Below are 24,131 nucleotides of genomic sequence, written 5' to 3'. Positions count from 1 at the left end.
AGGGCGGTCATGGGTTCCGCAGGGGCCCCATCATGAGGCGACGAGCGTGCAGCGAGGGCTGGCGGGCAGGGGTTTGACGCGGCTTGGCCGCTGGGCGCGCCTTCGCCGGGTCCGCAACGCCGGAACTCTGGGCCTCGTGGTCCTTGGCCCCGTTCTGGCGGCCCTGACCTATGTTGTGCTCGGGCCGCTCGATCAGGGGGAGTCGTCGGGAACCCTGCGTCTCGTGCTGCTGGCGGACCTCGTCTACGTGCTGGTCGTGGCGACGCTGGTGTTCCGCGAGACCGGGCGCATGGTCGCGGCGCGACGGGCTCGATCGGCCGGGAGCCGGCTCCATCTGCGGCTGGTCGGGGTCTTCGGAGCGCTGGCGCTGATCCCGACGGTTCTGGTGGCCATCTTCTCGGTCCTCACCATCAATGTCGGACTGGAGGGCTGGTTCTCCTCCCGCGTCCGCGAGGTGGTGTCCTCGTCGCTGGAGGCGGCGCAGGCCTACAAGGAGGAGCACCGGCAGGAGCTGGAGCGCGACGGGCGCAGCCTCGCCCGCTATCTCGACGAGCAGAAGCGCGCCAACTTGGCGGTGTCGGACGGCGACCTGCGGCAGGCGCTGGGGCGGATGCAGGGCCAGATCGAGCGAGGGCTGACCGAGGCCTTCGTGATCGACGGCTCGGGCCAGATCCGGGCGCGGGGAGCGCGCAGCTACGAGTTCGGCTACGAGCGGCCCACCGACGAGGACCTGCGGCTCGCCGAGGCCGAGGGTGTCCGCATCATCGAGGACTGGGGCAACAACGAGTTCCGGGCGCTGATCCCGATGCCGTCGTTCCTCGACCGCTATCTCTACGTCACGCGCCATGTGGATGGGGAGATCCTGTCTCTCCTCGACGAGACGCAGCAGACGGTGGACCTCTACCGCCAGCTCGACCGCGACAAGGGGCGGCTGCTGTTCGAGTTCGGGCTTCTTTACCTCGGCTTCGCATTGATCCTGATCCTGGCGGCGGTCTGGCTGGGGCTATGGTTCGCGGAAGGATTGTCCAAGCCCATCGGACGATTGCTGGGCGCCTCGGAGCGGGTGGGCGCAGGCGACCTCGACGTGCGGGTGATCGAGGAGGACGGCGACGACGAGATCGCCGCGCTGGGCCGGCACTTCAACCAGATGACCAGCCGTCTCAAGGCGCAGCGCGAGACGCTTTTGGAGACGACGGGGCAGATCGAGCGGCGGCGGCGGCTGTTCGACTCGGTGCTGTCCTCGGTGACGTCGGGGGTGGTGGGGCTCGATCCCTCGGGGCGCGTGACCTTCGCCAACCGCTCGGCGCTGCGGCTGCTCGACGTGGAGGGGGTGCGGACGGAGACGGCGCTGGTCGCCGCCGTGCCGGAGTTCGAGCCTCTGTTCCAGACTCTGCGCCGCGAGGGGCGCGAGACGGTGCAGGAGCAGGTCGCGCTGGTGCGCGGCGGCAAGCAGGAGATGCTGCTGGTGCGGATGTCGCCCCGGCGGACGGACGACGGCTCGCTGGAAGGCTACGTGGTGGCCTTCGACGACGTGACGGACCTCGTGTCGGCGCAGCGCATGGCGGCCTGGGGCGACGTGGCCCGGCGCATCGCCCACGAGATCAAGAACCCGCTGACGCCGATCCGGCTGTCGGCCGAGAGGATCAAGCGCAAGTTCGGCCGCAGGCTCGGGGACGAGGCGGCGGACCTGGAGCAGATGACCGACGTGATCGTGCGCCAGACCGAGGACCTGCGACGGATCGTGGACGAGTTCTCGCGCTTCGCGCGGATGCCCGAGCCCGACCGGCGCGACTCGGACCTGACGGCGCTGGTGCGCGATGCCGTGACGCTTCAGGAGGCGGGGCAGCCCGGCGTCCGGTTCGAGACCGTGCTGCCGGCGCAGGCGGTCCCGGCCGAGGTCGATCCGACGATGATCTCGCAGGCGCTGACCAACCTCATCAAGAACGCGGGCGAGGCCATCGAGAGCCGGCAGGAGCAGGGACCGGAAGAGGGGTTCGTGCCCACCATCCGCGTCGCCCTGACCGTGCAGGGCCGCGTGGCGCGGGTTGCCATCGAGGACAACGGCATCGGATTGCCCGAGGATCGCGCCCGGCTGTTCGAGCCCTACGTCACGACACGAGCGAAGGGGACGGGCCTGGGCCTTCCCATCGTCAAGAAGATCATCGAGGAGCACGGCGGAACGCTGGCGCTCGAGGACGGCGAAGGTCGGGGGGCTCGCGCCGTCCTCCGGCTGCCGATCAAGGCGCGGCACGACATCGAAGCAGCAGCAGAAACAGCACAGGCAAGAAGGGCGGTCTAAAGAGATGGGCGACATCCTGATCACCGACGACGAGCGCGACATCCGCGAGCTGATCTCGGACATCCTGAAGGACGAGGGCTATTCGACCCGGCTCGCCGGGACCTCGGACCAGTGCATGGCCGAGATCGCGCGGGAGGTCCCGGCGCTGATGATCCTCGACATCTGGCTCAAGGACAGCCGGATGGACGGGATCGACATCCTCAAGCAGGTCAAGCGCGAGCATCCCGAGATCCCGATCATCATCATTTCGGGGCACGGCAACATCGAGATCGCGGTCGCCGCGATCAAGCAGGGGGCCTACGACTTCATCGAGAAGCCGTTCAACATCGAGCAGCTCCTGGTGGTGATCCGCCGGGCGATGGAGACCTCTCGGCTGCGGCGCGAGAACATCGCGCTCAAGCGCGGCGACAGTCAGAAGGCCGAGATGCTGGGGGAGTCGGCGGCGCTGCGCCAGCTCCGCTCGCAGCTCGACAAGGTGACCAAGTCGAACGGCCGGGTGATGCTGACCGGCGAGCCCGGCGCCGGCAAGGAGACGGCGGCGCGCTACATCCACGCGAACTCCAACCGCGCGGGCGGCCCCTTCGTGGTGGTCTCCTCCGCCTCCATCGCGCCCGAGCGGTTCGAGGAGGTACTGTTCGGCCGCGAGAGCGCCGGCAAGGGCGTCGAGAAAGGCCTGATGGAACAGGCGCACGGGGGGGTGATCTACTTCGACGAGGTGGCGGACATGCCGCTGGGCACCCAGTCCAAGATCCTGCGGGTGCTCGTGGATCAGCAGTTCACGCGGGTCGGTGGCGGCGACAAGGTGCAGGTGGACCTGCGCGTGATCTCCTCGACCAATCGCGACCTGCAGGCGGCCATCGCGGCGGGCAGCTTCCGGCAGGAGCTGTTCCACCGGCTCAACGTCGTCCCCATCGCCGTGCCCTCGCTGGAGGAGCGGCGGGAGGACATCCCGCTTTTGGCCGAGCATTTCGTCCAGCTTCTCAACCGCACCCAGGGCCTGCCGCTGCGGCGGATTGGCGAGGATGCGCGGGCTCTCCTCCAGACGATGCTCTGGCCCGGCAACGTCCGCCAGTTGCGGAACGTGATCGAGCGCGTGCTGATCCTGGGCGAGCCTTCCGGCGACATCTGCGCCAGGGAGCTGCCCTCGCCCGAGGAGGGCGCCACCGAGGAGGGCCGCGTGGTGCTGTCGGGCGGCCTCGCCACGCTGCCGCTCCGCGAGGCGCGGGAGCTCTTCGAGAAGGAATACCTGCTGACGCAGATCAACCGCTTCGGCGGCAACATTTCTCGCACGGCGGCCTTCGTGGGGATGGAACGTTCCGCGCTACATCGTAAGCTGAAGTCTCTCGGGGTCGTGACCGGGCTGAAGACGACGCCGCGACTCGTCTATGCGGAGGAAGGGTGATGTCGAACGACGAAGGTCAGAGTCCGGCGCCGCGGCGGGTCCTGGGGCTGGCCGCCACCAGGGCGGCCGCCACCCAGGGCAAACCCGCCACAGTTGTCGCGCCAGTGCCTTCCACCGGGATGGAGTCCCCGGCCGTGTCGCGGCATAGTGAGGCTGACGGGGACGGCTCGCCGATGCAGGGCCGCAAGAACAAGACGGGAGCCGGCATGGCCGACAGCAAGCAGAACCTTCAGGACGCGTTCCTCAACCACGTCCGCAAGACCAAGGTTCCCGTGACCATCTTCCTCATCAACGGCGTCAAGCTGCAGGGCGTCATCACGTGGTTCGATTCGTTCTGCGTGCTGCTGCGCCGGGACGGCCAGTCCCAGCTCGTCTACAAGAGCGCGATCTCGACCATCATGCCGGCGCAGCCGATCAACCTCTACGACGGGGACGAGTAGTCCTTGCTGGAGCGGGGCGACAAGGCGACCAAGGCCTGGGTCATCCATCCGGAGGTGAAGGGCGACCGCGACGCCCGGCCCGCCGATCCGGCGCTGTCCGAGGCGGTGGCGCTCGCGGCGGCGCTCCCGGGGCTCGACGTGCAGGGCTCGGAGGTGGTGCGGCTCGCTCGGGTCCATCCAGGGATGTTGTTCGGCTCGGGCAAGATCGAGGAGCTGAAGGCCCGCTTCCAGGCTCATGAGGTCGAGCTGGTTCTGGTGGACGGGTCGGTGAGCCCTGTGCAGCAGCGCAACCTCGAGAAGGAATGGGGCGTGAAGCTCCTCGACCGGACAGGGCTGATCCTGGAGATCTTCGCCGACCGGGCGCGGACGCGCGAGGGCGTGTTGCAGGTCGAGATGGCGGCGCTGAGCTACCAGCGCACGCGGCTGGTGCGATCGTGGACCCACCTCGAGAGGCAGCGTGGCGGCTTCGGCTTCGTCGGCGGCCCCGGCGAGACGCAGATCGAGGCCGACCGGCGGGCGATCGACGACCAGCTCATCAAGCTTCGGCGGCAGATCGACCGGGTGGCGCGGACGCGGACGCTGCACCGCGCGGCGCGGGCCAAGGTGCCGTTCCCGGTGGTGGCGCTGGTGGGCTACACCAACGCCGGCAAGAGCACGATCTTCAACAGCCTCACCGGGGCCGAGGTGCTGGCGAAGGACATGCTTTTCGCCACGCTGGACCCGACGATGCGGCGGGTGCGACTCCCTGCGGGGCTGGACGTGATCCTGTCGGACACGGTGGGCTTCATCAGCGATCTGCCGACGGAACTGGTCGCGGCCTTCCGCGCCACGCTGGAGGAGGTGCTGGACGCCGACCTGATCCTGCACGTCCGCGACATCAGCCATCCGCAGACCGACTCCCAGGCGCGGGACGTGGAGACGATCCTGCAGAGCCTCGGCGTGACCGAGGCGACGCCGCTGATCGAGGTCTGGAACAAGATCGACCTCCTGAACGGGGGGGGCCGCGCGGCCGTGCAGGTCCAAGGGGACCGAGAGCCTGCCGTGTTCCCCGTCTCGGCGCTGAGCGGGGAGGGGCTGGATGTCCTCCTGGCCGAGGTTGCGCGGCGGCTCGATGAGCCCCGGGAGGAGGAGGAGATCGTGGTCCCCTTCGCCGCCGGGCGTCTGCGGGCTTGGCTCCACGAGAACCGGCTCGTGCTGTCGGAGCAGGAGGAGGAGCGCGGCACGCGGATGCGGGTGCGCTGGACCGCGCGGCAGAAGGATAGATTCCTGACGCTGTAGGACGGACCTCGGCCTTGCCCGGAGCGATGGTGGCGGGCTTGGGTCCCCCTTATGGGGCCGTGGCCTCCGGCACCAGCTCCGTGATCCCCACCGCCGCGGCGCGCGCGAGCGCCGGGTCGAGCGACATCGGAATGTATTCGCCCCGCCGCCAGAGCTCGCCCAGGTCGTCGTAGTGGCGCGACAGCGGGTGGCCGGACTGGCCCGTCGAGACGATGAACACCGACGAGTCCGGGTCCGCGAAGTCGTAGACGCCGCGATAGACCGCCGCGTGGACGTTGAGATAGGGGTTCGGTCCCGTGCCGAGAGTGCGGGCGCGGTTCAGCGTGTGATCGTCGCCGCTCGTGGACTGGCGGAGGTTGACGAACCAGGACAGGAGCGGCGTCCCACCGAGCACGGGGTGGTTGTGCGCCGCCTCGTGGGCATCGCCCCAGCGCAGCGACTCAAGCGCGGCCCCGCGGGATTCGGCGATTGCGACCAGGGCGTCGTCGAGCGCCTGACGGGCGATGTCGTCGCAGGTCTCCACAGGGGCGGACTGCCGCACGTCGCACCAGACCGAGGCCCCATTGATGTCCCTGAACACCCGCTCGATGAACAGCGGTTCCATGTGGGTGAAGGGGTCGGCCAAAGGCCCCAGCTCGTCGCGGATCAGCCGCTCCTGCAGCGCGCGCATCCAGGCCGAATAGATCAGGGGCTCGGGAAGGTGCTCGTTCATCTCGCCGTTCCACTCGGCCAGGAGTTCGAGCGCGCGCTGGCGCTGCCGCTCGGGCGTGCCGTCGGGGGCGGCGTCGCCGGTGAACCAGAGGTCGCGGCCGACCAGCGGCAGGAGGGTGCGCGCGGCGGGGGACACGGTGTCGAGCTGCGCCTCGACGAAGCTGTCGCGGCTGTGCAGCTCGCGCGATTGCATCAGGAACTGCCACCGCTGGATGCGCTGGCTGTCGCCCCAGAGGAAGGACAGGTGGTCCGGGAAGGGCGCGTCGAGGATCTTGTTGTTGGTGTTCCCCACGAGGCCGCCCGGGGGATCGAGGAAGACCGGGTTGGCCGAGGCCGGGCGGACCCCCTTCCAGCGGTTCTGCGGCTTGTAACCCAGCGTCGGCATCCGGCCCTGGCTCTCGTGGCCTGCATCGCGGACGGGGATCGCGCCGACCGTCGTCATGGCGATCCTGTTGCGGTCGGCCAAAACGAGATTCTGCGACGGCGCGACGAGGAGTCGCCCCGCTGCCAGCCCCTCCTCCACGTCGTGGGCGCGCATCAGGCGCAGGCCGGCGCTGAACGTCGTGTCGCGGTCCGAGAGCGCCGTCCACGACAACGACATGACGTGGCCCGCCGGGCGGACGAGGCCGAGGTCGAAGTCTTCCGGGCCAAGGACGGGGCCGTTCTGCGTCCATTCTAGCCGAATAGTGACGGCAGGCGCGTCCTTCACCTCGATGATGCTGTCGCGGGTCACGAAGGCCGCCCAGCCGTCCGGGGTGCGATACTGGCTTGGGTCCTCCGTGTTCACCTCCTCGGCATGGATGTCCAGGTCGTCGAGGTAGCTGGAGGTGACGCCCCAGCCCAGGTCGGCGGAGCGGCCGGACAGGATCAGCGGCAGGCCGGGGATGGTGCCGCCGATGACGCCGCCGCTCCGCAGCTCCAGACGGGCGAGGTAGAAAAGCGAGGGTGCGGTCAACCCGAGATGCGGGTCGTTGGCGAGAAGCGTCGCGCCCGAGGCCGAGCGCGCCACCCCCGCCGCCCAAGCGTTCGAGGCTCCGGCGAAGGGCAGGCCGGCGTTGGGGAACAGAGGGTCGCGCGGCGCCGCCTGGGCAAAGCTCGGTCGCGCGCCGGGGACAAGCTCGGCATAGGCGGGCAGGGCGGCCACGCCGGGTCCCGGCATGTCGGGAAGGAGGTCGGCCAGGCGCTCCGGGGCGAGGACGAGCGAGGCCCGGGCTCGCAGCACCTCGGCGTCGATCTGGGCGTTGAGCTGGAGCGCCATCAGCTTGAGAACCGCCAGCGAGTCGGCCGGCTGCCAGGGCGCGATCGCCTGCGGGAAGAGCCACATCTCGGGCGCGCCGCGTCCCCGGGCGCCCTCGTTGACCTCGGCCAGCCAAGCGTTCACCCCAGCACTATAGGCGTCGAGGGCACGCCGCGCCTCCGCGTCCTGCGCCTCGACCGAGCGGGTGGCGAGGGCGTAGAGGTCGAGCCGTCGCATCAGCCGGTCGATGGGCAGGGTCCGTTCTCCGAAGATCTCGGACAAGCGGCCCTGGGCAGTGCGGCGCAGCAGGATCATCTGCCAGAGCCGGTCCTGCGCCTGCGCGTAGCCCAAGCCGAAAAACACGTCCTCGTCGGTCGCGCCGAAGACGTGCGGCACGTCCGAATGGTCCCGCACGATCTCGACCGGGGCCGAAAGGCCCGCGACCTCGGCCGTGGCGTCGTAGTCGGGCAGCGAGCGCGCGGCGAGCCAGTAAGCCAGCCCGAAGCCCGCGACGCCCAAGGCGATGAGCGCCACCGTCGCCCGGAACAGCCAACGGAAGAGGATGACCAAGGGAGGGCTCCAGGAGACTTGGTTGACGCGGTCGGAAGGTGCGGGCAACCGTTTGGCAGGCTTTGGCGAAGGGGGCAAGCGCATGGCGGACAGGACGGGGGAACGGCTCGCCTTCCTGGGATTGGGCGTGATGGGCGGACCGATGGCCGGGCATCTGGCGCGCGCCGGCGCATCGGTCACGGTCTACAATCGCACGTCCGCCAGGACGGAGGCTTGGGTGGCGAAGCATGGGCACCGGAGCGCGCCCACGCCCCGCGAGGCGGCGGAAGCGGTCCAGGCCGTCCTGGCCTGCGTGGGCAACGATGACGACCTGCGAAGCGTCTGCCTTGGCCCCGACGGGGCCTTCGCGGGAATGGCGGAAGGAACGCTCTTCATCGACCACACCACGGTCAGCGCCAAGGTCACGCGTGAGCTGGCCGCCGAGGCCGCGCGGCGCGGGATCGGCTACGTGGACGCGCCGGTCTCGGGCGGGCAGGCGGGGGCGGAGAAGGGCCAGCTCTCGATCATGTGCGGCGGCGCGGAAGGCGACTACGCACAGGCCGAGGCGATCGTGGCACCCTACGCCAAGGTTTGCCGGAGGCTCGGCGAGGCGGGGGCGGGCCAGATGGCGAAGATGGCGAACCAGATCGCCATCGCGGGGCTCGTGCAGGGGCTGTCGGAGGCGCTGGCCTTCGCCGAGAAGGCGGGGCTCGACGGACGGGCGCTCGTCGAGGTGATCTCCCAAGGCGCGGCCGGGTCGTGGCAGATGGCGAACCGGCATGGGACGATGCTGGAGGACCGCTTCGACCACGGCTTCGCGGTGGACTGGATGCGGAAGGACCTCGGCATCTGCCTCGACGCCGGGCGGGAGATCGGGGCGAGCCTGCCCGTCACAGCCCTCGTGGACCAGTTCTACGGCGACGTGCAGGCCATGGGGGGCGGGCGCTGGGACACGTCGAGCCTCATCAAAAGGCTGCGGCGTTAAAGGGAGCGGACCGGGAGCCCGCCCGCCTTCAGCGTTCCGGGATCAGGCCCCGTGGCGAGAAGCGCAGCATCAGGAGCAGCACGAGACCCATGGTCAGCAGCCGCATATGCGCGCTCGCGTCCTGGAGGTGCGACGCGATGGGCGAATCGGGTGGCAGCACGGTGGCGAGGGCGCCGAAGAGCGCGTTGCCCACCGGTTCCACGATCACCCAGAGCCACCAGATCAGGAAGCCGCCCAGCACCGCGCCCCAGTTGTTGCCCGAGCCGCCGACGATCACCATCACCCAGATCAGGAAGGTGTAGCGGAGCGGCTGGTAGGAGCCCGGCGTGAGCTGGCCGTCGAGCGTCACCATCATCGCCCCGGCGATGCCGCAGAGCGCCGACCCCAGGACGAAGATCTGGAGATGCCGGGCGGTAACGTCCTTGCCCATCGCCTCGGCCGCCACCTCGTTGTCGCGGATGGCGCGCATCATCCGGCCCCAGGGGCTTTTCAGCGCGAGCTGCGCCAGGAGGAGGAGCCCGGCGAGGACCACGGCGAAGAGGCCGAGGTAGAGCACCTTCACCCAGAGCGTCGAGGCGTCCACCGCGCTCAGGCCCAGCGAGGCGGCGCGGGCGACGAAGGCCGGGTCGGTCTGGAGCGCGATCTCCTGCGGCACGGGAGCGGGCAGGCCCACCACGTTCTTGACGCCCCGGGCGAGCCAGTCCTCGTTCTTCATCACCGCGAGGATGATCTCGGCGATGCCCAGCGTCGCGATGGCGAGGTAGTCCGAGCGCAGGCCCAGGGCGGTCTTGCCGATGATCCAGGCCGCGCCGGCGGCGAGCAGCCCCCCGGCGGGCCAGGCGAGCAGGACGGGGAGGCCGAGGCCACCGAGGTTGCCGCTGACCGAGGGGTTCACCGCCTCGACGGCGAGCACGCCGGGGTCGAGGACCCAGCGGGCCGCGAGGAAGCCGAGGACACCGACGACGACCAGGGCCAGCGCCCGGCCACGGCCCGCCGTCATGCGCCCGCGCAGCACGACCAGCGCCACGACGGTGAGCGCTCCGAGCGCCAGGCCTGCGATGACGCGCAGGCCGCCGGCGCTCCAGGCCTCCGGCTGGGGCGGCGTGGCGACCAGGACGGTGGCGAGGCCGCCCAGGGCGACGAAGCCCATGACGCCCACGTTGAAGAGCCCGGCGAAGCCCCATTGCAGGTTCACGCCCAGCGCCATGATGGCCGAGATCAGGCCCATGTTCACGACGGTCAGCGCGTAGTTCCAGCCCATCGCCGCGCCGGTCACCGCGATCAGCGCCGCCATGCCGGCATAAAGCAGGACGGCGCGGAGGTGGTCCGGGCGGGCGATGGGCTTGGCTAGGGTCGCGTCGGGGAGGGTGGTCATACCGATTGACCCTTGAAGAGGCCCGTGGGCTTGAACAGGAGGACGATGATGAGGATCGCGAAGGAGACCGCGAACTTGTATTCGGTGGTCATGAGTTGCAGCAGGCCCGCCGGCACCCAGTCGCCCGGCACGGCGTAGGCCACGACCTGCTTCCAGGCATAGGTGACCATGACCTCGGAGAAGGCGATCACGAAGCCGCCGGCGATGGCGCCGAGCGGGTTGCCGAGGCCGCCCACGACGGCGGCCGCGAAGATCGGCAGCAAGAGCTGGAAGTAGGTGAATGCCTTGAAGCTCTTGTCGAGGCCGTAGAGCACGCCCGCTGTGGTCGTCAGCGCCGCGACGATGATCCAGGTCACGGCCACCACACGGTCGGGGTTGATGCCCGACAGCAGCGCGAGGTCCTCGTTGTCCGAGAACGCCCGCATCGACTTGCCGGTGCGGGTGCGGTTCAGGAACCAGAACAGCGCCGCCACCGCGAGCGCCGCAACCACCAGCGTGATGAGCTGGGTGGAGCGAAGCGCCAGCCCCTCCTCCAGCCCCGACCAGTCGCGGAAGTCGCGGGCGTTGATCACGAAGCGCGCGCCGTCCGTGAACTGGATGTCCTCCACGCCGACGAGGAAGCGGGTGATCGCGCTCATGATGAACATGACGCCCAGGGAGGCGACGACGTAGATCACAGGCGCCGCCCGCTTGACGCGGTAGAAGCGATACACCGCCCGGTCGGTGCCCAGCACGAGGAGCGCCGTCGCGGCGATGCCCAAGGGCAGCGCGAGCAGCGCCGTCGGCAGCGGGCCGAAGGTCACGCCGAGCGCCTGCAACCCGAAGGTCAGGAGGATCGTCGCCGCCGTCCCGAAGGCCATCGTCTCGCCATGCGCGAAGTTGGAGAATCGCAGGATGCCGTAGACGAGCGTCGCCCCGAGCGCGCCCAGCGCGAGCTGCGCCCCATAGGCGGCGGCCGGGATGAACACGAAGTTCAGGAAGGTGACGAGGGCGTTGAGCAGGTCCATCAGGGTCTCCGGCGGCTGGGAATCGGAGCGGCAGAATGCCACGAGCCGGGTTCACGAATCCTGACAGCAACGAACGGTGGGTTTACCACGAAGTTAACGGGGCGGCGCATCGTTAACCTCCCAGGAAGCTCTTGCGGACCTGCGGGTCGGCCAGCAGCTCCTTGCCGGTGCCGGTGAAGGCGTTCCCGCCCTGCACGAGGACGTAGCCGCGATCCGCGATCTCCAGCGCCTGCCGGGCGTTCTGCTCCACCATCAGGATGGTGATGCCCTGCCGCGCGACCTCGATGATGCGGTCGAAGAGCTCGTCCATGACGATGGGGGAGACGCCGGCCGTGGGCTCGTCGAGCATCAGGACCGAAGGCTGGGTCATCAGCGCGCGGCCCACGGCGACCTGCTGGCGCTGGCCGCCCGACAGCTCGCCGGCGGGCTGGCGGCGCTTGGCCTTGAGGATGGGAAAGAGGTCGTAGATCTGCTCGATGGTGCCCCGGATGTCGTCGCGGCGCAGGAACGCGCCCATCTCCAGGTTCTCCTCCACGGTCATGGAGGCGAAGATGTTGCGGACCTGGGGCACGAAGGCCATGCCCTTGGCGACGCGGGCCTGGGGGCTGAGGCGGGTGATGTCCTCGCCATTCAGGCGCACCGAGCCCTGGCGGAGGTCGAGCATCCCGAAGACCGCCTTCATGGCGGTGCTCTTGCCCGCGCCGTTGGGGCCGACGATCACGGCGATCTGCCCCTTCTCGGCGGCGATGGTGCAGCCGTTCAGGATGCTGGGGCCCCGCCCATAGCCGCCGACCATCCCCTCGCCGACGAGGAAGGCGTCGGTCAGCCGTGGCGCGGGCCGGGTGCCGCTGTTGTCGGCGACGTGGAGGCCGCCGCCACCGGGCTTGACGATGGAGGCGTCGTTGTTGCCCCGGTCGTCGTGGAGGGGATCATGGGTGTCGGTCATGCCGGGACCTTGTTCTTGAGGCCGGTGCCCAGGTAGGCCTCGATCACCGCCTCGTTCCGAAGGATCTCCTGCGCCGAGCCCTCGGCCAGCACCTTGCCCTGCGCCATGACGATCACCGGGTCGCAGATGCGGGAGATGAAGTCCATGTCGTGCTCGATGACGCAGAAGGTGTAGCCGCGTTCGCGGTTCAGCCGCACGATGGCGTCGGCGATGGTGTTCAGGAGCGTGCGGTTCACGCCCGCGCCCACCTCGTCCAGGAACACGATCCTGGCGTCCACCATCATCGTGCGGCCGAGTTCGAGCAGCTTCTTCTGCCCGCCCGACAGGTTGCCGGCCCGTTCGTCGGCGACATGGGCGATGGTGAGGAAGTCGAGCACCTCGTCGGCCTTGCGGCGGAGCGCGGCCTCCTCCTGCCGGATGCGGCCCCGGGCGAACCAGGCGTTCCACAGGCTCTCGCCCGCCTGGGCGGCGGGGACCATCATCAGGTTCTCGCGGACCGTCATGGAGGAGAATTCATGCGCGATCTGAAAGGTGCGGAGCAAGCCCTTGTGGAACAAGGCGTGCGGGGGCAGGCCGGTGATGTCCTCGCCCGCCATGGTGACGCGGCCGGAGGTCGGCGGCAGCCGCCCGGCGATGACGTTGAACAGGGTCGTCTTGCCCGCGCCGTTCGGGCCGATCAGCCCGGTGATCGAGCCCTTGCGGATGCGGAGGCTCGCGCCGTCCACGGCGTGGAAGCCACCGAAATGCTTGTGGAGGTCGTGGACCTCGATCATGCGGGGGACCCTTCTGGGGAAAGGACCCTGGGCCGGGTCCCTTGGATACGCGACGGCCCGGGGCCTTACCCCGGGCCGCGCAAGTCCGTCAATCGGAACTTGAGGTCAGCGGAAGCGGACGGTCTCGATGGAGCCGGTGCCGAACTCCACCTCGCGGAAGTTCCCGGCCGAGTCGCCGCCGCCGATCATCTCCACCGCCGTGGCGCCGACGTAGTCGATGTCCGTGCCGGCGGCGATCAGCTCCAGCGCGCGGCCCAGCTCGCCGGGGAGGATCTGCTCGCCCGGGGCGTTGGCGATCGCCTCGACCTGGGCGGTCCAGTCGGCGCCGGCGGTCGAGCCGGCGGCGGCCATGGCTAGCATCATCAGCGCGGCGGCGTCATAGGATTCGCCCGTGTAGACCGAGGTGCCGTCGAGGTCCTGCGCGGCGGCGATCTCCTGGAAGCGGGTGGCGCCGGGGCTGTCCGAGCCGGGCAGGGTGCCGAAGGAGGAGGACAGGCCGTCGCCCAGGGCGTCCACGATGTCCTGGCCGACCATGCCGTCGGGGAACACGAAGGTCTCGAAGGCGCCGGTGTCGAGCGCGTTCTGCACGATGCCCCGGCCGCCCTGGTCGGTGTAGCCCGCCACCAGCAGAACGTCAGACCCCGAAGCGGCGAGCGAGCCGACCTCGGCCGAGTAGTCGGCCTTTCCGTCCTCGTGCGGGACGGTGATGGAGACGGTGCCGCCCTGGGCCTGGAAGGCCTGGGTGAACGAGTCCGACAGGCCCTTGCCGTAGTCGTTGTTGGTGTAGGTCAGGGCCACGTCGGTGGTGCCGCGTTCCGTCAGCACCTGGGCCAGGATCTCGCCTTGCCGCGAGTCGGAGGGGGCGGTGCGGAAGAAGAGGCCGTTGTCCTCGGCGGTGGACAGGCCCGGCGAGGTCGCCGACGGGGAGATCATGCCGATGCCGTTCGGGACGGCGACGTTGGCCAGGACCGCCCCGGTCACGCCCGAGCAGTCCGCGCCCATGATGGCGTTGACGCCGCCGTTCACCAGCCCTTCGGCCGCGGCGGTGGCGGCGGCGGAGTCGACGCAGGTGGAGTCGGCGCGCTCGGAGGCGACCTGCTGGCCGAGGATGCCGCCGGCGGCGTTGACCTCGGCGATGGCGATCTCGGCGGCGGTGGCCATGTTCGGCATGATCGATTCCAGCGGGCCGGTGAAGCCCAGGAGGATGCCGATCTTCGGCGCGGCGGCGTCCTGCGCGGCGGCGGCGCCGGCCAGCAGCGCTAGGCCCGAGGCGGCCAGGAGGAGGTTCTTCATGCGTCGTCTCCCTGACGGATTCTTCATTCCGGCGGGCAGGCTAGACGCGCACCTGCCGAAAGGAAAGGCACCTTCCAAGGGCAGCGCGGGCCGGGGTCAGGCGGGCTGGCGGACGACGCCTTGCGTGCCCTTCTCGCGGTAGGGGGTGGTGCCGTAATGGGCGCGGTAGCACTTGGAGAAGTGCGAGGGCGAGGCGAAGCCGCAGGCCAGCGCGACGTTGATGACGCTCATGTCGGTCTGCATGAGCAGGTTGCGCGCCTTCTGGAGCCGGAGTTCCATGTAGTAGCGCTTGGGGGAGCGGTCGAGGTAGCGGCGGAACAGGCGTTCGAGCTGGCGGGTCGAGAGGCCCACGTCGCGGGCCAGCGTCGCGGGGGAGATCGGCTCCTCGATGGCCTGCTCCATGACCTGGATGACGCGGGAGAGCTTGGGATGGCGCACGCCGATCCGGGTGGGGATCGACAGGCGTTGCGTGTCCTGGCCGGTGCGGATGGAGCTGTAGATGAGCTGGTCGGCGACGGCGTTGGCCAGCTCCTCGCCGTGGTCGTCGGCGATGAGCTTGAGCATCAGGTCGATGGAGGCGGTGCCGCCGGCGGTGGTGATGCGGTTGCCGTCGATCACGAAGACCGAGCGGGTGAGGTCCACCTCCTCGAACTCCTCGAGGAAGGAGTCCTGGTTCTCCCAGTGGATCGTCGCGCGCTTGCCGTCGAGCAACCCCGCCTTGGCGAGGCTGTGGGCCGCCGTGCAGAGGCCGGCGATGACGACGCCGCGCCGCGCCTCGCGCCGGAGCCAGTTGACCAGGGTCCGCGTCGTCGCCGCTTGCACGTCGAGGCCACCGCAGACCATCAAGGTGTCGTCGCGCGACAGCTCGCCCAGGTCCATGTCGAGCCGGAAGACGCTGCCGTTCGAGCAGGTGGCGCTCTCGCCGCTCTCGCCGGCCAGGACCCAGGTGTAGAGCGTCCGGCCCGCCATGCGGTTGGCGATCCGCAGGGATTCGACCGCGCAGGCGAAGCTGAGCATAGTGAAGTCGTCCAGCAGCACGAAGACGAAGCGGCGGGCGCGAGGGCCAGGGCTGTCGAGCTCGACGAGCTGGGGCTGGATGTTCATGAGGATACCCCGGGCGACGACTTATCGCCTGGGAGCGACATTCTCAGGTTCCCCGATCCGCCACAAGGGCGCTCGGATGCGACACGGCGATGTCGCGGAAGGGATGTCCAGAGGGCCGTTCGGGCGGTTTTGCAATGGACTTGCCCGGCCCGAGGGGATAAGCGCCGGCAATTGGGGGCTCCGTTTCCCCGTCACGGCCGAGGAGGGCGACCATGGGAGACTGGCAGAAGACCGACTGGCGCAGGTTGCCGCGCGTGCAGATGCCGGACTATCCCGACGCGGACCGGCTGCGCGGCGTCGAGGCGCGGCTCGCCTCGTATCCCCCGCTCGTCTTCGCGGGCGAGGCGCGGCGGCTCAAGGCCCATCTCGCCAAGGTCTCGCGCGGCGAGGCCTTCCTCCTCCAGGGCGGCGACTGCGCCGAGAGCTTCGCCGAGTTCTCGGCCGACAACATCCGCGACACCTTCAAGGTGCTCCTGCAGATGGCGATGGTCCTGACCTACGGCGCCAAGGTGCCGGTGGTGAAGGTGGGCCGCATGGCCGGGCAGTTCGCCAAGCCGCGCTCGGCCGCGCTGGAGACGGTGGGCGGCGTCGAGCTTCCGTCCTACAAGGGCGACATCATCAACGGCTTCGACTTCACGCCCGAGTCGCGGCTGCCCGACCCCGACCGGATGCTCCAGGCCTACCTCCAGGCCGCCGCCTCGCTGAACCTTCTGCGCGCCTTCTCGACTGGCGGCTACGCCGACGTGCGCAAGGTCCACGCCTGGACGCTGGGCTTCACCGCCAGCCCCGAGGCCGAGAAGTACCGCGAGCTGGCCAACCGGATCTCCGACACGCTCGACTTCATGGCGGCGATGGGCATCGACGACGAGGCCGCGCACGCGCTGGAGACGGTGGAGTTCTTCACCTCCCACGAGGCGCTGCTGCTGGAATACGAGGAGGCTCTGACTCGGGTCGATTCGACCACCGGGCAATGGCTGGCGGGCTCGGGCCACATGATCTGGATCGGCGACCGCACGCGGCAGCCGGACGGGGCGCACGTCGAATACTGCCGGGGCGTCCAGAACCCCATCGGGCTCAAGTGCGGGCCGTCGATGAGGGCCTCGGACCTCAAGGCGCTGATGCAGCGGCTGAACCCGCGCAACGAGGCCGGGCGGCTGACGCTGATCGCCCGCTTCGGGGCGGGCACGGTCTCCGAGCACCTGCCGCGCCTGATCCGTGCCGTGCAGGAGGAGGGGGCGAACGTCGTCTGGTCCTGCGACCCGATGCACGGCAACACGATCAAGTCGTCGTCGGGCTACAAGACCCGGCCCTTTGAGTCGGTGCTGCGCGAGGTGCGGGAGTTCTTCGCGGTCCACAACGGCGAGGGCACGATCCCTGGCGGCGTGCATTTCGAGATGACCGGCAAGGACGTGACCGAATGCACCGGCGGCGTCCGCGCCGTCACCGACGAGGACCTCTCCGACCGCTACCACACCGCCTGCGACCCGCGCCTCAACGCCAGCCAGGCGCTGGAGCTGGCCTTCCTCGTGGCCGAGGAGCTGTCGGGCCGGCGCGCGGACCTGAGCCGGGCCGAAGCCGTGTGACCGGGCCGGGCCGGGGGCGGCGGGCCGCCGCCCCCGATCAGTCGTTCGACACCACGAGGCGCAGGTAGGGCCGCGCCGACCGGGCGGGGCCGGCCGCGGCTGGGACCGCCGGGATGGGCGGGGCAGGGGGCCCGACCTTCTCGATCCGCAGCGTCTCGTCCTCCAGGATGTCGAGGCGCACGCGGGAGAGCCGGGACGGCCGGTCGAGGAACAGGCCGCCCACGGCGCGCGTGACCCGCCCCTCCCGGTCGGCGAGCGGCAGAAGCAGCAGGCGGCCGGTCAGGGGCGGTTGCAGGACGCCGCGCCAGCCGCTCACCGGAAGATCGACGAGGGCCGGGTCGTCGAAGCAGCGGTCGAGCCAGACGCGGAGCCGCTGGCGGCCGGGACCGGCGAAGAGCGACGAGATCGGCAGGCCGGCGAGCTCCAGCCCCGCGAGGTTGCAGAGCTCCTGCCCGCCGATGCGGAAGCGGGCGATGCCGGGCGCGATGCGCTCCAGAAGGAAGGCGTGGGGCAGGGCGGATTCGATGCGGCTGGCGTCGAGGTCGCGGCGGCGCGGCGGCCGGCGGTCGCCGCCCAGCTCGCGCCAGTAGGATTCGAGGAGCGTCATCGCGGCCCGGCCTTCCGGCACCTTGCGGAACAGCGGCGACAGAGGGCGCTGGCCGGTCGGTCCGAGGTTCGCCAGGAGATCGCTGGGCTGATCGTCACGGGACATGGGGCTCTCCTCGGGCGGGCTGGACGGGGACGGGATGATCGTTTCCTGTTTCTTAAAATAGCGACCTTCCGGCCGATGTCCGTTACTAAAGTGTTAAAGGGTTAAGGCCGCTCCGGCCGTCGTCGCCCGCCAGGAGGACCGATGATCCGTTCGATGACCGCTTTCGCCAGCCGCCGGGGCGACCTGGACGCGATCGTGTGGGACTGGGACCTGCGGAGCGTGAACGGGCGGGGGCTCGACCTGCGGCTCCGCCTGCCCGAGGGGATCGAGGGGCTGGAGGCAGGGGTGCGCGCCGCCCTCTCGGCCCGGTTGTCGCGGGGGAGCGTGTCTCTGGCGCTGCGGCTGTCGCGCGGCGCGGGCGAGGGGGGCCTCGCCATCGACGAGGCGCAGCTCGACCGCGTGCTGCACGCCCTGGAGCACGTGCAGCAGCGCGCCTTCGCCTTGGGCGTCACGCTCGGGCAGGCGACGGCGGCGGACGTGCTGGCGCAGAGGGGCGTGGCGGTCCCGGCGGTGGCGCCGGAGGAGGAGGGGCTTCGGGCGGCGCTGCTTGCGGACCTGGAAGGGCTCCTTGATGATTTCATGGCGGCACGGGAGGGCGAGGGGGCCGCGCTGGAGACTCTTTTGGCGAATCAGATAGCTAGCATCGAATCCCTGGTGGAGGAGTCCCAGCGGCTCGCCCAGGCGCGGCGTGACGAATCCCGGGGCGAGCTGCGGGCAGCGCTGCGGCGCGTGGCCGAGGCCATGCCCGAGATGGACGAGGCCCGGCTCGCGCAGGAGCTGGCCCTGATCGCCGTCCGGTCGGACGTGACCGAGGAGATCGACCGGCTCCGCGCCCATGTCGCGCAGGCGCGCGAGCTGGTCGCCGACCCCCGTCCGGTCGGCCGCCGGCTCGACTTCCTCGCCCAGGAGCTGAACCGCGAGGCCAACACCCTCCTGTCCAAGTCCGGCTCCTCGGGCCTGTCCCGCATCGGCCTTGACCTCAAGGCGGCCATCGACCAGATGCGCGAGCAGGTCCAGAACGTGGAGTGACGCATGACGGCCCAGGACGTGCCCAGCCGGCGGGGCCTGCTCGTGATCCTCTCCTCCCCATCCGGGGCCGGCAAGACGACCATCGCGCGCCGGCTCCTCGCCGCCGACCCGGCCATGGGCTTCTCCGTCTCGGCCACCACGCGCCCGCCGCGCCCGGGCGAGGTGGACGGGCGGGAATACCACTTCGTCACCCGGCCCGAGTTCGAGGCGATGATCGCGGCCGGCGAGCTGCTGGAGCACGCCGAGGTCTTCGGCAACCTCTACGGCTCGCCCCGCCGGCCCATAGAGGCGGCGATGGCCGAGGGACGCGACACGCTCTTCGACATCGACTGGCAGGGGGGGCAGCAGGTCCGCAACTCGCCCCTCGGGCGCGAGGTGGTGTCGGTCTTCATCCTGCCCCCCTCCCTGGCCGAGCTGGAGCGGCGCCTGCGCTCGCGCGGGCAGGACTCGCCCGAGGTGATCGCCGGCCGCATGGCGCGCTCCATGGCCGAGGTGAGCCACTGGGCCGAATACGACTACGTTCTGGTGAACCGCGACCTGGACGAGACCGAGGCGCGCGTGCGCCACGTCGTCGAGGTGGAGCGGCTGCGGCGCGAGCGGCAGCCCTGGCTGAACGACTTCGTGCGGGGGCTGGCCCGCGAGTTCGAGGAGGCGCGATGATCTGGACGCTGGACGGCGAGGGGCCCGAGATCCACCCGACCGCCTGGATCGCCCCGGACGCGCAGGTGATCGGCCGCGTCCGCATCGGCCCCCGCGCCTCGGTCTGGTTCGGGGCGGTGCTGCGCGGCGACAACGAATGGATCGAGGTGGGCGAGGGGACCAACATCCAGGACCTGTCCTGCCTCCATTCCGACTGGGGCTTCCCGCTGACGGTGGGCGCGGGCTGCACGATCGGCCACCGCGCCATGCTGCACGGCTGCGCGATCGGGCCGAACACGCTGGTCGGGATGTCGGCCACCGTGCTCAACGGCGCGCGGATCGAGCGCGACAGCCTCGTGGGGGCGGCGGCGCTGGTGACCGAGGGCAAGGCCTTCGAGCCCCGCAGCCTGATCGTCGGCAGCCCGGCCCGCGCCGTCCGTTCGCTCGACGACGCGGGCGTGGCGGCGCTGGAGCGGTCCGCGCGAGGCTATGCCGAGAACGCGGCCCGATTCTCGACGAACCTCAGGCCGGCGAACCTCAGCCAGACGGGCCCAGGGACGGGCGGATGAGGAACAGGTCGAAGTCGAGGTCCGGGGCGATCTCTCGGATCTCCTCCCGGACAGCCTCCGAGTCGGGCAGATCGTCCGTCAGCGCGCGATAGCGGCCTTGGAACCCGGCCTCGACCAGGCGCCGCGCGATGTCCATGGCGTCGAACCCGTCGCCCATCAGCGGCGAGAGCACCATCTCAGGCCGCGTCTCCTCCAGGAGAGGTCCCGTCAGCTTGGCGAAGGTCGCGAAGCGGAAGCCGTCCATCCTGGGAACGGGACGACCTTCGCGCTCCCAGCTTTCGAGATCTCCGATCACGAGAATCATTCCAGGGGAACATCCTTGTCGCCATGTGTCGAGTTCCGGGACGACCACCCCGGACGATGGACGCAGCGAGGCGCGGCCTTCTCGGCCGGTCCGTCGCCCCAGGTCGTGCTTATGACATTGTGCGATCGGTCACAACGACCGCCACCCACTGTCCCTCATCCAGCGACAAACCGTCCTAAGTCGGTCACACCATGACGCCCGAGATCCCCGCCCTGGTCGCCGCCCTGCCGTTCCCGGCGGTCCTCATCGACGGCACCGAGCGGATCGAGGCGGCCAACGCGGCGGCCGCCGGCCTGTTCGGCCACGACGGCACGGGGCGGCACTACATCACCGTGCTGCGCCAGCCGGCGACGCTCGACATCGTGGAAGGCGTCCTGCGCGACGGCCAGCCGCGCGAGGCGCGCTACCTCGGCTCGGACGGGGGGCGCGACACCACCTGGCGGGCCGTCGCCCGCGAGGTCGCGCTGGAGCCGCGCCGGATCATCGTCACCTTCGAGGACATCACGGCGGTGGAGGAAGCGGGCCAGATCCGGCGGGACTTCGTGGCCAATGTCAGCCACGAGCTGCGGACGCCGCTCACCGCGCTCCTGGGCTTCCTAGAGACGCTGCAGGGGCCGGCCCGCGACGACCCGGCGGCGCGGGACCGCTTCCTCGGAATCGCCGCCCGCGAGGCCCGGCGGATGGCGCGGCTGGTGGACGACCTCCTGTCCCTCAGCCGCGTCGAGGCCGAGGAGCGGCGGCGTCCCACCGGACGGGTGGACCTCGCGGGCCTCGCGGCCTCGGTCGCGGCCGCGCTTGAGCCGCTGGCCTCCCGGTCCGGCTGCGTCCTGCGGCTCGACCTGCCAGGCGGCGAGACCTGGGTTCCGGGCGATCCCGGCCAGCTCCGGCAGGTGCTGACGAACCTCCTGGAGAACGCCATCAAGTATGGCGGGCCTGACGGGATCGTGGAGGTCGCCTTGTCGAGCCCCGAGCCGCAGCCGGGCCTGCGCCGGCTGGGCGTGCGCCTGAGCGTGACCGATCGCGGCCCCGGCATCGCCGCGCATCATGTCCCGCGCCTGACCGAGCGGTTCTACCGCGTGGACACGCATCGCTCGCGCGAGGTGGGCGGCACGGGCCTCGGCCTCGCCATCGTCAAGCACATCGTCAGCCGCCACCGCGGCCGGCTTCGCATCGAGAGCGAGATCGGCAAGGGCAGTCGGTTCAGCGTCGTGCTGCCGGTGGAGTGACGGCGATGGGACGACGGTTCCGGGACGCGGATGGCCCGGTCAGGGAGGGTGTCGTCACGGGACGTTATTATCGCATAATATATATTATGTCAAAAACCGCAGGTTCAGGAAAGCGGCACTGGCCCATGGCGGTTGTCCGCTCGACGAGGCATTAAGGAACTACAACCGAACGGCAAGGAGGCGGCCCCATGGATTTGCTGCGGCGGAACAACGTCAAGGTTCTGGGTCGCGGCACCCGGCCGCTGGTCTTCGCCCACGGCTTCGGCTGCGATCTCAATGCCTGGCGCGACGTGATCCCGTCCTTCGAGGACGACCATCGCGTCGTGCTCTTCGATCACGTGGGGTCCGGCGGCTCCGACCTGTCGGCCTACGTGTCTGGCAAATACGCGAGCTACGACGGCTACGTGGACGACGTGCTGGAGGTGCTGGACGCCCTCGACCTGACCGAGGTCGCCTTCGTCGGCCATTCCGCCGCCGCCAACATGGGGCTCCTGGCCGCGATCCGGCAGCCCGAGCGGTTCTCGTCGCTCGTGCTGGTGGCGCCGTCGCCCTGCTTCATCGACGACGGCGACTACCGGGGCGGCTTCACGCGCGAGGACATCGAGGGCCTGCTCGAGGTCTTGGACAGCAACTTCCTGGGCTGGTCGCGCGCCATGGCCCCGACCATCATGGGCAACGACGACCGGCCCGAGCTGGGCGACACCCTGAGCGCGAGCTTCTGCCGCACCGATCCCGACATCGCCCGCGAGTTCGCCCGCGTCGTCTTCCTGTCCGACCACCGCGCCGACGTGCCCCGGTGCCGCACGCGGTCGCTGGTGCTGCAGACCCAGCAGGACATGATCGCGCCCGTCGAGGTCGGCCACTTCATGCACCGCCACCTGCCCGACAGCGAGTTGGTGCTGATGACCGCGACCGGCCACTGCCCGCACATGAGCGCCCCCAGCGAGACGAGCGAGGCGATCCGCCGCTTCCTGGACCGCTAGACGCCATGCCAGATCGGAGCGGCATACCCGAGGAGACGGCGGACGAGCTCTACGACGACGCCCCGGTCGGCTACCTCACGCTGGCGGCGGACGGCACGATCCTGCGCGGCAACCGGACCCTGGCGGGATGGCTGGGCCTCCCGGACATGACCGAGCTGCTCGGGCGCAAGCTCCAGCAGATCCTCACGCCGGGCTCGCGCATCTTCTACGAAACCCATTGCGCGCCCATCCTCCGGGTGGAGCCGGCGCTGCGGCAGATCGCGCTCGACCTGCGCCGGCGCGACGGCAGCCGGTTGCCGGGGCTGGTGGAATGGCGGCGGATCGACGGCCCGGGCGGCGCGCTCCTGGGCCATCGCTTCATGGTGGTGGACGCCACCGACCGCCGCGCCTACGAGCGCGAGCTGCTGGCCGAGCGCGAGCGCGCCCGCGCGTCGGCCGAGGCGCTGGCCCGGCTCAACGCCGAGCTGGAAGCCCGCGTCGAGGCGCGCACGGCCGAGCTCGTGCAGCTCCGCAAGATGGAGAGCCTGGGCCAGCTCACCGGCGGCGTGGCCCACGACTTCAACAACCTGCTGACCCCGATCGTCGCCTGCCTGGACATCCTCCAGCGCCGGGCCGCGCTCGACGCGCGCAACGCCGCCTTGGTCGCTGGCGCGGCCGAGGCGGCCGAGCGCGCGCGGCTCCTGGTCAGCCGCCTCCTGACCTTCGCCCGCCGGCAGCACCTGGAGGCGCGGCCGGTCGATCTGGCTGGCCTCGTGGCGGGCCTGGGCGACCTCGTGGCGCGCGCCGTGGGGCCGATGGTGGATCTGGCGATCGAGGCCGAGCCCGGCCTGCCGCCCGCGCGCGTCGATCCCAACCAGCTCGAGATGGCTCTCCTGAACCTGTGCGTGAACGCGCGGGACGCGATGTCCGGCGCGGGCCCCCTCTCGATCCGGCTCGACGCCGTGGAGGCCGAGGCGGTGCCCGGCGCGCACCTGGCCCCGGGGCGCTACCTGCGGCTCCGCGTCCGCGACGCCGGCATCGGCATGGCGCCCGAGATCCTCAGCCGCGCGGCCGAGCCCTTCTTCACCACCAAGGCGCCCGGCCGGGGCACCGGCCTGGGGCTGTCCATGGCCGAGGGGCTGGCGCGGCAGAGCGGCGGGGCCCTAGCGATCGACAGCGCCCCCGGCCAGGGCACCACCGTCAGCGTGCTGCTGCCCGAGGCCGAGGCCGCCCCTGCCCCGCTCCCCGTCCCGCCGCCCGAGCCGCCCCGGCCCGGCCCGGCCCGCACGGTGCTGCTGGTGGACGACGACGCCCTCGTCCGGGCGGGAGTGGCGGATATGCTGCGGGACCTGGGCCACGCCGTGGCCGAGGCCGCCTCCGGCGCGGCGGCGCTCGACCTCCTGGACGGAGCGGCGCCCGACCTGCTCGTGACCGACTTCGCCATGCCGGGCCTGGACGGCCGGGCGCTGGTCGCCGCCGCGCGGCAGCGCCATCCCCGCCTGCCCGCCCTGCTGATCACCGGCTTCGCCCACCTCGCCGCCTCCGAGCTGGGCGACCTGCCCCGCCTCGCCAAGCCCTTCTCGCAGGTGCAGCTAGCGCAAGCGGTCGAGCGCGCGGTGGCATCCGTCCCTGCGGCGGCCGACGACTGAGGCCGCACGCCAAGGCGCGAAAACCGTGTGCGCCCAGGGGCGGAGGTGGTATCCTCGGG

Annotated in this window: 21 protein-coding genes; 12 read left to right on the top strand and 9 right to left on the bottom strand. The window is 70.7% G+C overall.

Going from position 1 to position 24,131, the window contains the following annotated elements; translation table 11 throughout:
* The first annotated feature begins 46 nt into the window (after positions 1-46).
* From J2Z33_RS00705 to hflX, 4 genes are all read left to right on the top strand, one after another.
* Entirely contained in the window at positions 47-2,299 is a 2,253-nt protein-coding gene (locus J2Z33_RS00705; RefSeq protein ID WP_209836859.1) for a sensor histidine kinase NtrY-like, read from the top strand.
* Between the two features lie 4 nt (positions 2,300-2,303).
* On the top strand, positions 2,304-3,701 hold the full coding sequence (gene ntrX / locus J2Z33_RS00700; protein ID WP_209836857.1) for a nitrogen assimilation response regulator NtrX: 1,398 nt from the start codon (positions 2,304-2,306) through the stop codon (positions 3,699-3,701).
* A 206-nt stretch (positions 3,702-3,907) separates the two neighbouring features.
* A complete protein-coding gene (gene hfq / locus J2Z33_RS00695; protein WP_139075918.1) occupies positions 3,908-4,141 on the top strand; it encodes an RNA chaperone Hfq in 234 nt (77 codons plus the stop codon).
* A gap of 6 nt (positions 4,142-4,147) precedes the next feature.
* Positions 4,148-5,419 carry a GTPase HflX gene (gene hflX / locus J2Z33_RS00690; protein ID WP_209837463.1) on the top strand — a complete coding sequence of 424 codons (1,272 nt, stop codon included), beginning with the start codon at positions 4,148-4,150 and terminating at the stop codon, positions 5,417-5,419.
* Between the two features lie 49 nt (positions 5,420-5,468).
* Here hflX and J2Z33_RS00685 read toward each other — a convergent pair whose 3' ends face one another.
* Complete coding sequence (locus J2Z33_RS00685) at positions 5,469-7,937, bottom strand: penicillin acylase family protein (RefSeq protein ID WP_209836855.1); 2,469 nt, start codon at positions 7,935-7,937, stop codon at positions 5,469-5,471.
* An 82-nt stretch (positions 7,938-8,019) separates the two neighbouring features.
* Between J2Z33_RS00685 and J2Z33_RS00680 the strand changes: the two genes are divergently transcribed.
* Positions 8,020-8,901 (top strand): NAD(P)-dependent oxidoreductase, encoded by an 882-nt coding sequence (locus tag J2Z33_RS00680; protein ID WP_245218363.1) that lies wholly within the window; start codon positions 8,020-8,022, stop codon positions 8,899-8,901.
* 28 nt (positions 8,902-8,929) lie between these two features.
* Here the strand turns inward: J2Z33_RS00680 and J2Z33_RS00675 are convergent, their stop codons facing one another.
* From J2Z33_RS00675 to J2Z33_RS00650, 6 genes are all read right to left on the bottom strand, one after another.
* Positions 8,930-10,276 carry a branched-chain amino acid ABC transporter permease gene (locus J2Z33_RS00675; protein WP_209836851.1) on the bottom strand — a complete coding sequence of 449 codons (1,347 nt, stop codon included), beginning with the start codon at positions 10,274-10,276 and terminating at the stop codon, positions 8,930-8,932.
* Positions 10,273-11,283 carry a branched-chain amino acid ABC transporter permease gene (locus tag J2Z33_RS00670; RefSeq protein WP_209836849.1) on the bottom strand — a complete coding sequence of 337 codons (1,011 nt, stop codon included), beginning with the start codon at positions 11,281-11,283 and terminating at the stop codon, positions 10,273-10,275. The genes J2Z33_RS00675 and J2Z33_RS00670 overlap by 4 nt, the downstream gene beginning before the upstream one ends.
* A gap of 112 nt (positions 11,284-11,395) precedes the next feature.
* A complete protein-coding gene (locus J2Z33_RS00665; protein ID WP_209836847.1) occupies positions 11,396-12,229 on the bottom strand; it encodes an ABC transporter ATP-binding protein in 834 nt (277 codons plus the stop codon).
* A complete protein-coding gene (locus J2Z33_RS00660) occupies positions 12,226-13,002 on the bottom strand; it encodes an ABC transporter ATP-binding protein (RefSeq protein WP_209836845.1) in 777 nt (258 codons plus the stop codon). Before J2Z33_RS00660 ends, J2Z33_RS00665 begins: the two co-directional genes overlap by 4 nt.
* A gap of 105 nt (positions 13,003-13,107) precedes the next feature.
* Positions 13,108-14,295 carry an ABC transporter substrate-binding protein gene (locus J2Z33_RS00655; RefSeq protein ID WP_209836843.1) on the bottom strand — a complete coding sequence of 396 codons (1,188 nt, stop codon included), beginning with the start codon at positions 14,293-14,295 and terminating at the stop codon, positions 13,108-13,110.
* Between the two features lie 96 nt (positions 14,296-14,391).
* Complete coding sequence (locus J2Z33_RS00650) at positions 14,392-15,399, bottom strand: GlxA family transcriptional regulator (RefSeq protein ID WP_209836841.1); 1,008 nt, start codon at positions 15,397-15,399, stop codon at positions 14,392-14,394.
* A gap of 212 nt (positions 15,400-15,611) precedes the next feature.
* Between J2Z33_RS00650 and J2Z33_RS00645 the strand changes: the two genes are divergently transcribed.
* Positions 15,612-16,982, top strand: a complete 1,371-nt coding sequence (locus J2Z33_RS00645) for a class II 3-deoxy-7-phosphoheptulonate synthase (RefSeq protein WP_209836839.1) — start codon at positions 15,612-15,614, stop codon at positions 16,980-16,982.
* A 37-nt stretch (positions 16,983-17,019) separates the two neighbouring features.
* On the opposite strand, the gene J2Z33_RS00640 is transcribed toward J2Z33_RS00645, so the two are convergent.
* Positions 17,020-17,694, bottom strand: a complete 675-nt coding sequence (locus J2Z33_RS00640; protein ID WP_209836837.1) for a PAS domain-containing protein — start codon at positions 17,692-17,694, stop codon at positions 17,020-17,022.
* 141 nt (positions 17,695-17,835) lie between these two features.
* On the opposite strand from J2Z33_RS00640, the gene J2Z33_RS00635 reads away from it, so the two are divergent.
* Genes J2Z33_RS00635 through J2Z33_RS00625 form a run of 3 tightly spaced genes read left to right on the top strand, consistent with a single transcriptional unit; the run spans position 17,836 to position 19,931 of the window.
* Entirely contained in the window at positions 17,836-18,723 is an 888-nt protein-coding gene (locus J2Z33_RS00635; RefSeq protein WP_209836835.1) for a YicC/YloC family endoribonuclease, read from the top strand.
* Positions 18,724-18,726: 3 nt separating this feature from the next.
* Complete coding sequence (gene gmk, locus J2Z33_RS00630) at positions 18,727-19,383, top strand: guanylate kinase (protein WP_209836833.1); 657 nt, start codon at positions 18,727-18,729, stop codon at positions 19,381-19,383.
* Positions 19,380-19,931, top strand: coding sequence for a gamma carbonic anhydrase family protein (locus tag J2Z33_RS00625; RefSeq protein ID WP_209836831.1), 552 nt, complete (start codon positions 19,380-19,382; stop codon positions 19,929-19,931). The genes gmk and J2Z33_RS00625 overlap by 4 nt, the downstream gene beginning before the upstream one ends.
* Here the strand turns inward: J2Z33_RS00625 and J2Z33_RS00620 are convergent.
* Positions 19,900-20,235 carry a hypothetical protein gene (locus J2Z33_RS00620; protein WP_209836829.1) on the bottom strand — a complete coding sequence of 112 codons (336 nt, stop codon included), beginning with the start codon at positions 20,233-20,235 and terminating at the stop codon, positions 19,900-19,902. The two genes, J2Z33_RS00625 and J2Z33_RS00620, sit on opposite strands and share 32 nt — an antisense overlap.
* Positions 20,236-20,426: 191 nt before the next feature.
* Here J2Z33_RS00620 and J2Z33_RS00615 point away from each other — a divergent pair, with 191 nt between their 5' ends.
* The 3 genes from J2Z33_RS00615 (at position 20,427) to J2Z33_RS00605 (ending at position 24,072) form a co-directional block, all read left to right on the top strand.
* Positions 20,427-21,461 carry an ATP-binding protein gene (locus J2Z33_RS00615; RefSeq protein WP_209836827.1) on the top strand — a complete coding sequence of 345 codons (1,035 nt, stop codon included), beginning with the start codon at positions 20,427-20,429 and terminating at the stop codon, positions 21,459-21,461.
* A 188-nt stretch (positions 21,462-21,649) separates the two neighbouring features.
* A complete protein-coding gene (locus J2Z33_RS00610; protein WP_209836825.1) occupies positions 21,650-22,444 on the top strand; it encodes an alpha/beta fold hydrolase in 795 nt (264 codons plus the stop codon).
* Positions 22,445-22,449: 5 nt separating this feature from the next.
* Complete coding sequence (locus J2Z33_RS00605) at positions 22,450-24,072, top strand: PAS domain-containing hybrid sensor histidine kinase/response regulator (RefSeq protein WP_209836823.1); 1,623 nt, start codon at positions 22,450-22,452, stop codon at positions 24,070-24,072.
* The last annotated feature ends 59 nt before the right edge of the window (positions 24,073-24,131 follow it).

The organism is Rubellimicrobium aerolatum (assembly GCF_017872975.1).
GTDB lineage: Bacteria > Pseudomonadota > Alphaproteobacteria > Rhodobacterales > Rhodobacteraceae > Rubellimicrobium > Rubellimicrobium aerolatum.
The sequence above is the reverse complement of the archived record's forward strand: the minus strand, read 5'-3'. Positions and strand labels throughout refer to the sequence as shown.

Bases quoted from the DNA above. Each gene is read 5' to 3' on its own strand.
- gmk (WP_209836833.1), top strand. From the start codon at position 18,727: ATGACGGCCCAGGACGTGCCCAGCCGGCGGGGCCTGCTCGTGATCCTC.
- J2Z33_RS00640 (WP_209836837.1), bottom strand. From the start codon at position 17,694: ATGTCCCGTGACGATCAGCCCAGCGATCTCCTGGCGAACCTCGGACCG.
- ntrX (WP_209836857.1), top strand. From the start codon at position 2,304: ATGGGCGACATCCTGATCACCGACGACGAGCGCGACATCCGCGAGCTG.
- J2Z33_RS00635 (WP_209836835.1), top strand. From the start codon at position 17,836: ATGATCCGTTCGATGACCGCTTTCGCCAGCCGCCGGGGCGACCTGGAC.
- J2Z33_RS00615 (WP_209836827.1), top strand. From the start codon at position 20,427: ATGACGCCCGAGATCCCCGCCCTGGTCGCCGCCCTGCCGTTCCCGGCG.
- J2Z33_RS00605 (WP_209836823.1), top strand. From the start codon at position 22,450: ATGCCAGATCGGAGCGGCATACCCGAGGAGACGGCGGACGAGCTCTAC.
- J2Z33_RS00655 (WP_209836843.1), bottom strand. From the start codon at position 14,295: ATGAAGAACCTCCTCCTGGCCGCCTCGGGCCTAGCGCTGCTGGCCGGC.
- J2Z33_RS00670 (WP_209836849.1), bottom strand. From the start codon at position 11,283: ATGGACCTGCTCAACGCCCTCGTCACCTTCCTGAACTTCGTGTTCATC.
- J2Z33_RS00610 (WP_209836825.1), top strand. From the start codon at position 21,650: ATGGATTTGCTGCGGCGGAACAACGTCAAGGTTCTGGGTCGCGGCACC.
- J2Z33_RS00665 (WP_209836847.1), bottom strand. From the start codon at position 12,229: ATGACCGACACCCATGATCCCCTCCACGACGACCGGGGCAACAACGAC.
- J2Z33_RS00650 (WP_209836841.1), bottom strand. From the start codon at position 15,399: ATGAACATCCAGCCCCAGCTCGTCGAGCTCGACAGCCCTGGCCCTCGC.
- J2Z33_RS00680 (WP_245218363.1), top strand. From the start codon at position 8,020: ATGGCGGACAGGACGGGGGAACGGCTCGCCTTCCTGGGATTGGGCGTG.
- J2Z33_RS00620 (WP_209836829.1), bottom strand. From the start codon at position 20,235: ATGATTCTCGTGATCGGAGATCTCGAAAGCTGGGAGCGCGAAGGTCGT.
- J2Z33_RS00675 (WP_209836851.1), bottom strand. From the start codon at position 10,276: ATGACCACCCTCCCCGACGCGACCCTAGCCAAGCCCATCGCCCGCCCG.
- J2Z33_RS00660 (WP_209836845.1), bottom strand. From the start codon at position 13,002: ATGATCGAGGTCCACGACCTCCACAAGCATTTCGGTGGCTTCCACGCC.
- hfq (WP_139075918.1), top strand. From the start codon at position 3,908: ATGGCCGACAGCAAGCAGAACCTTCAGGACGCGTTCCTCAACCACGTC.
- J2Z33_RS00625 (WP_209836831.1), top strand. From the start codon at position 19,380: ATGATCTGGACGCTGGACGGCGAGGGGCCCGAGATCCACCCGACCGCC.
- J2Z33_RS00645 (WP_209836839.1), top strand. From the start codon at position 15,612: ATGGGAGACTGGCAGAAGACCGACTGGCGCAGGTTGCCGCGCGTGCAG.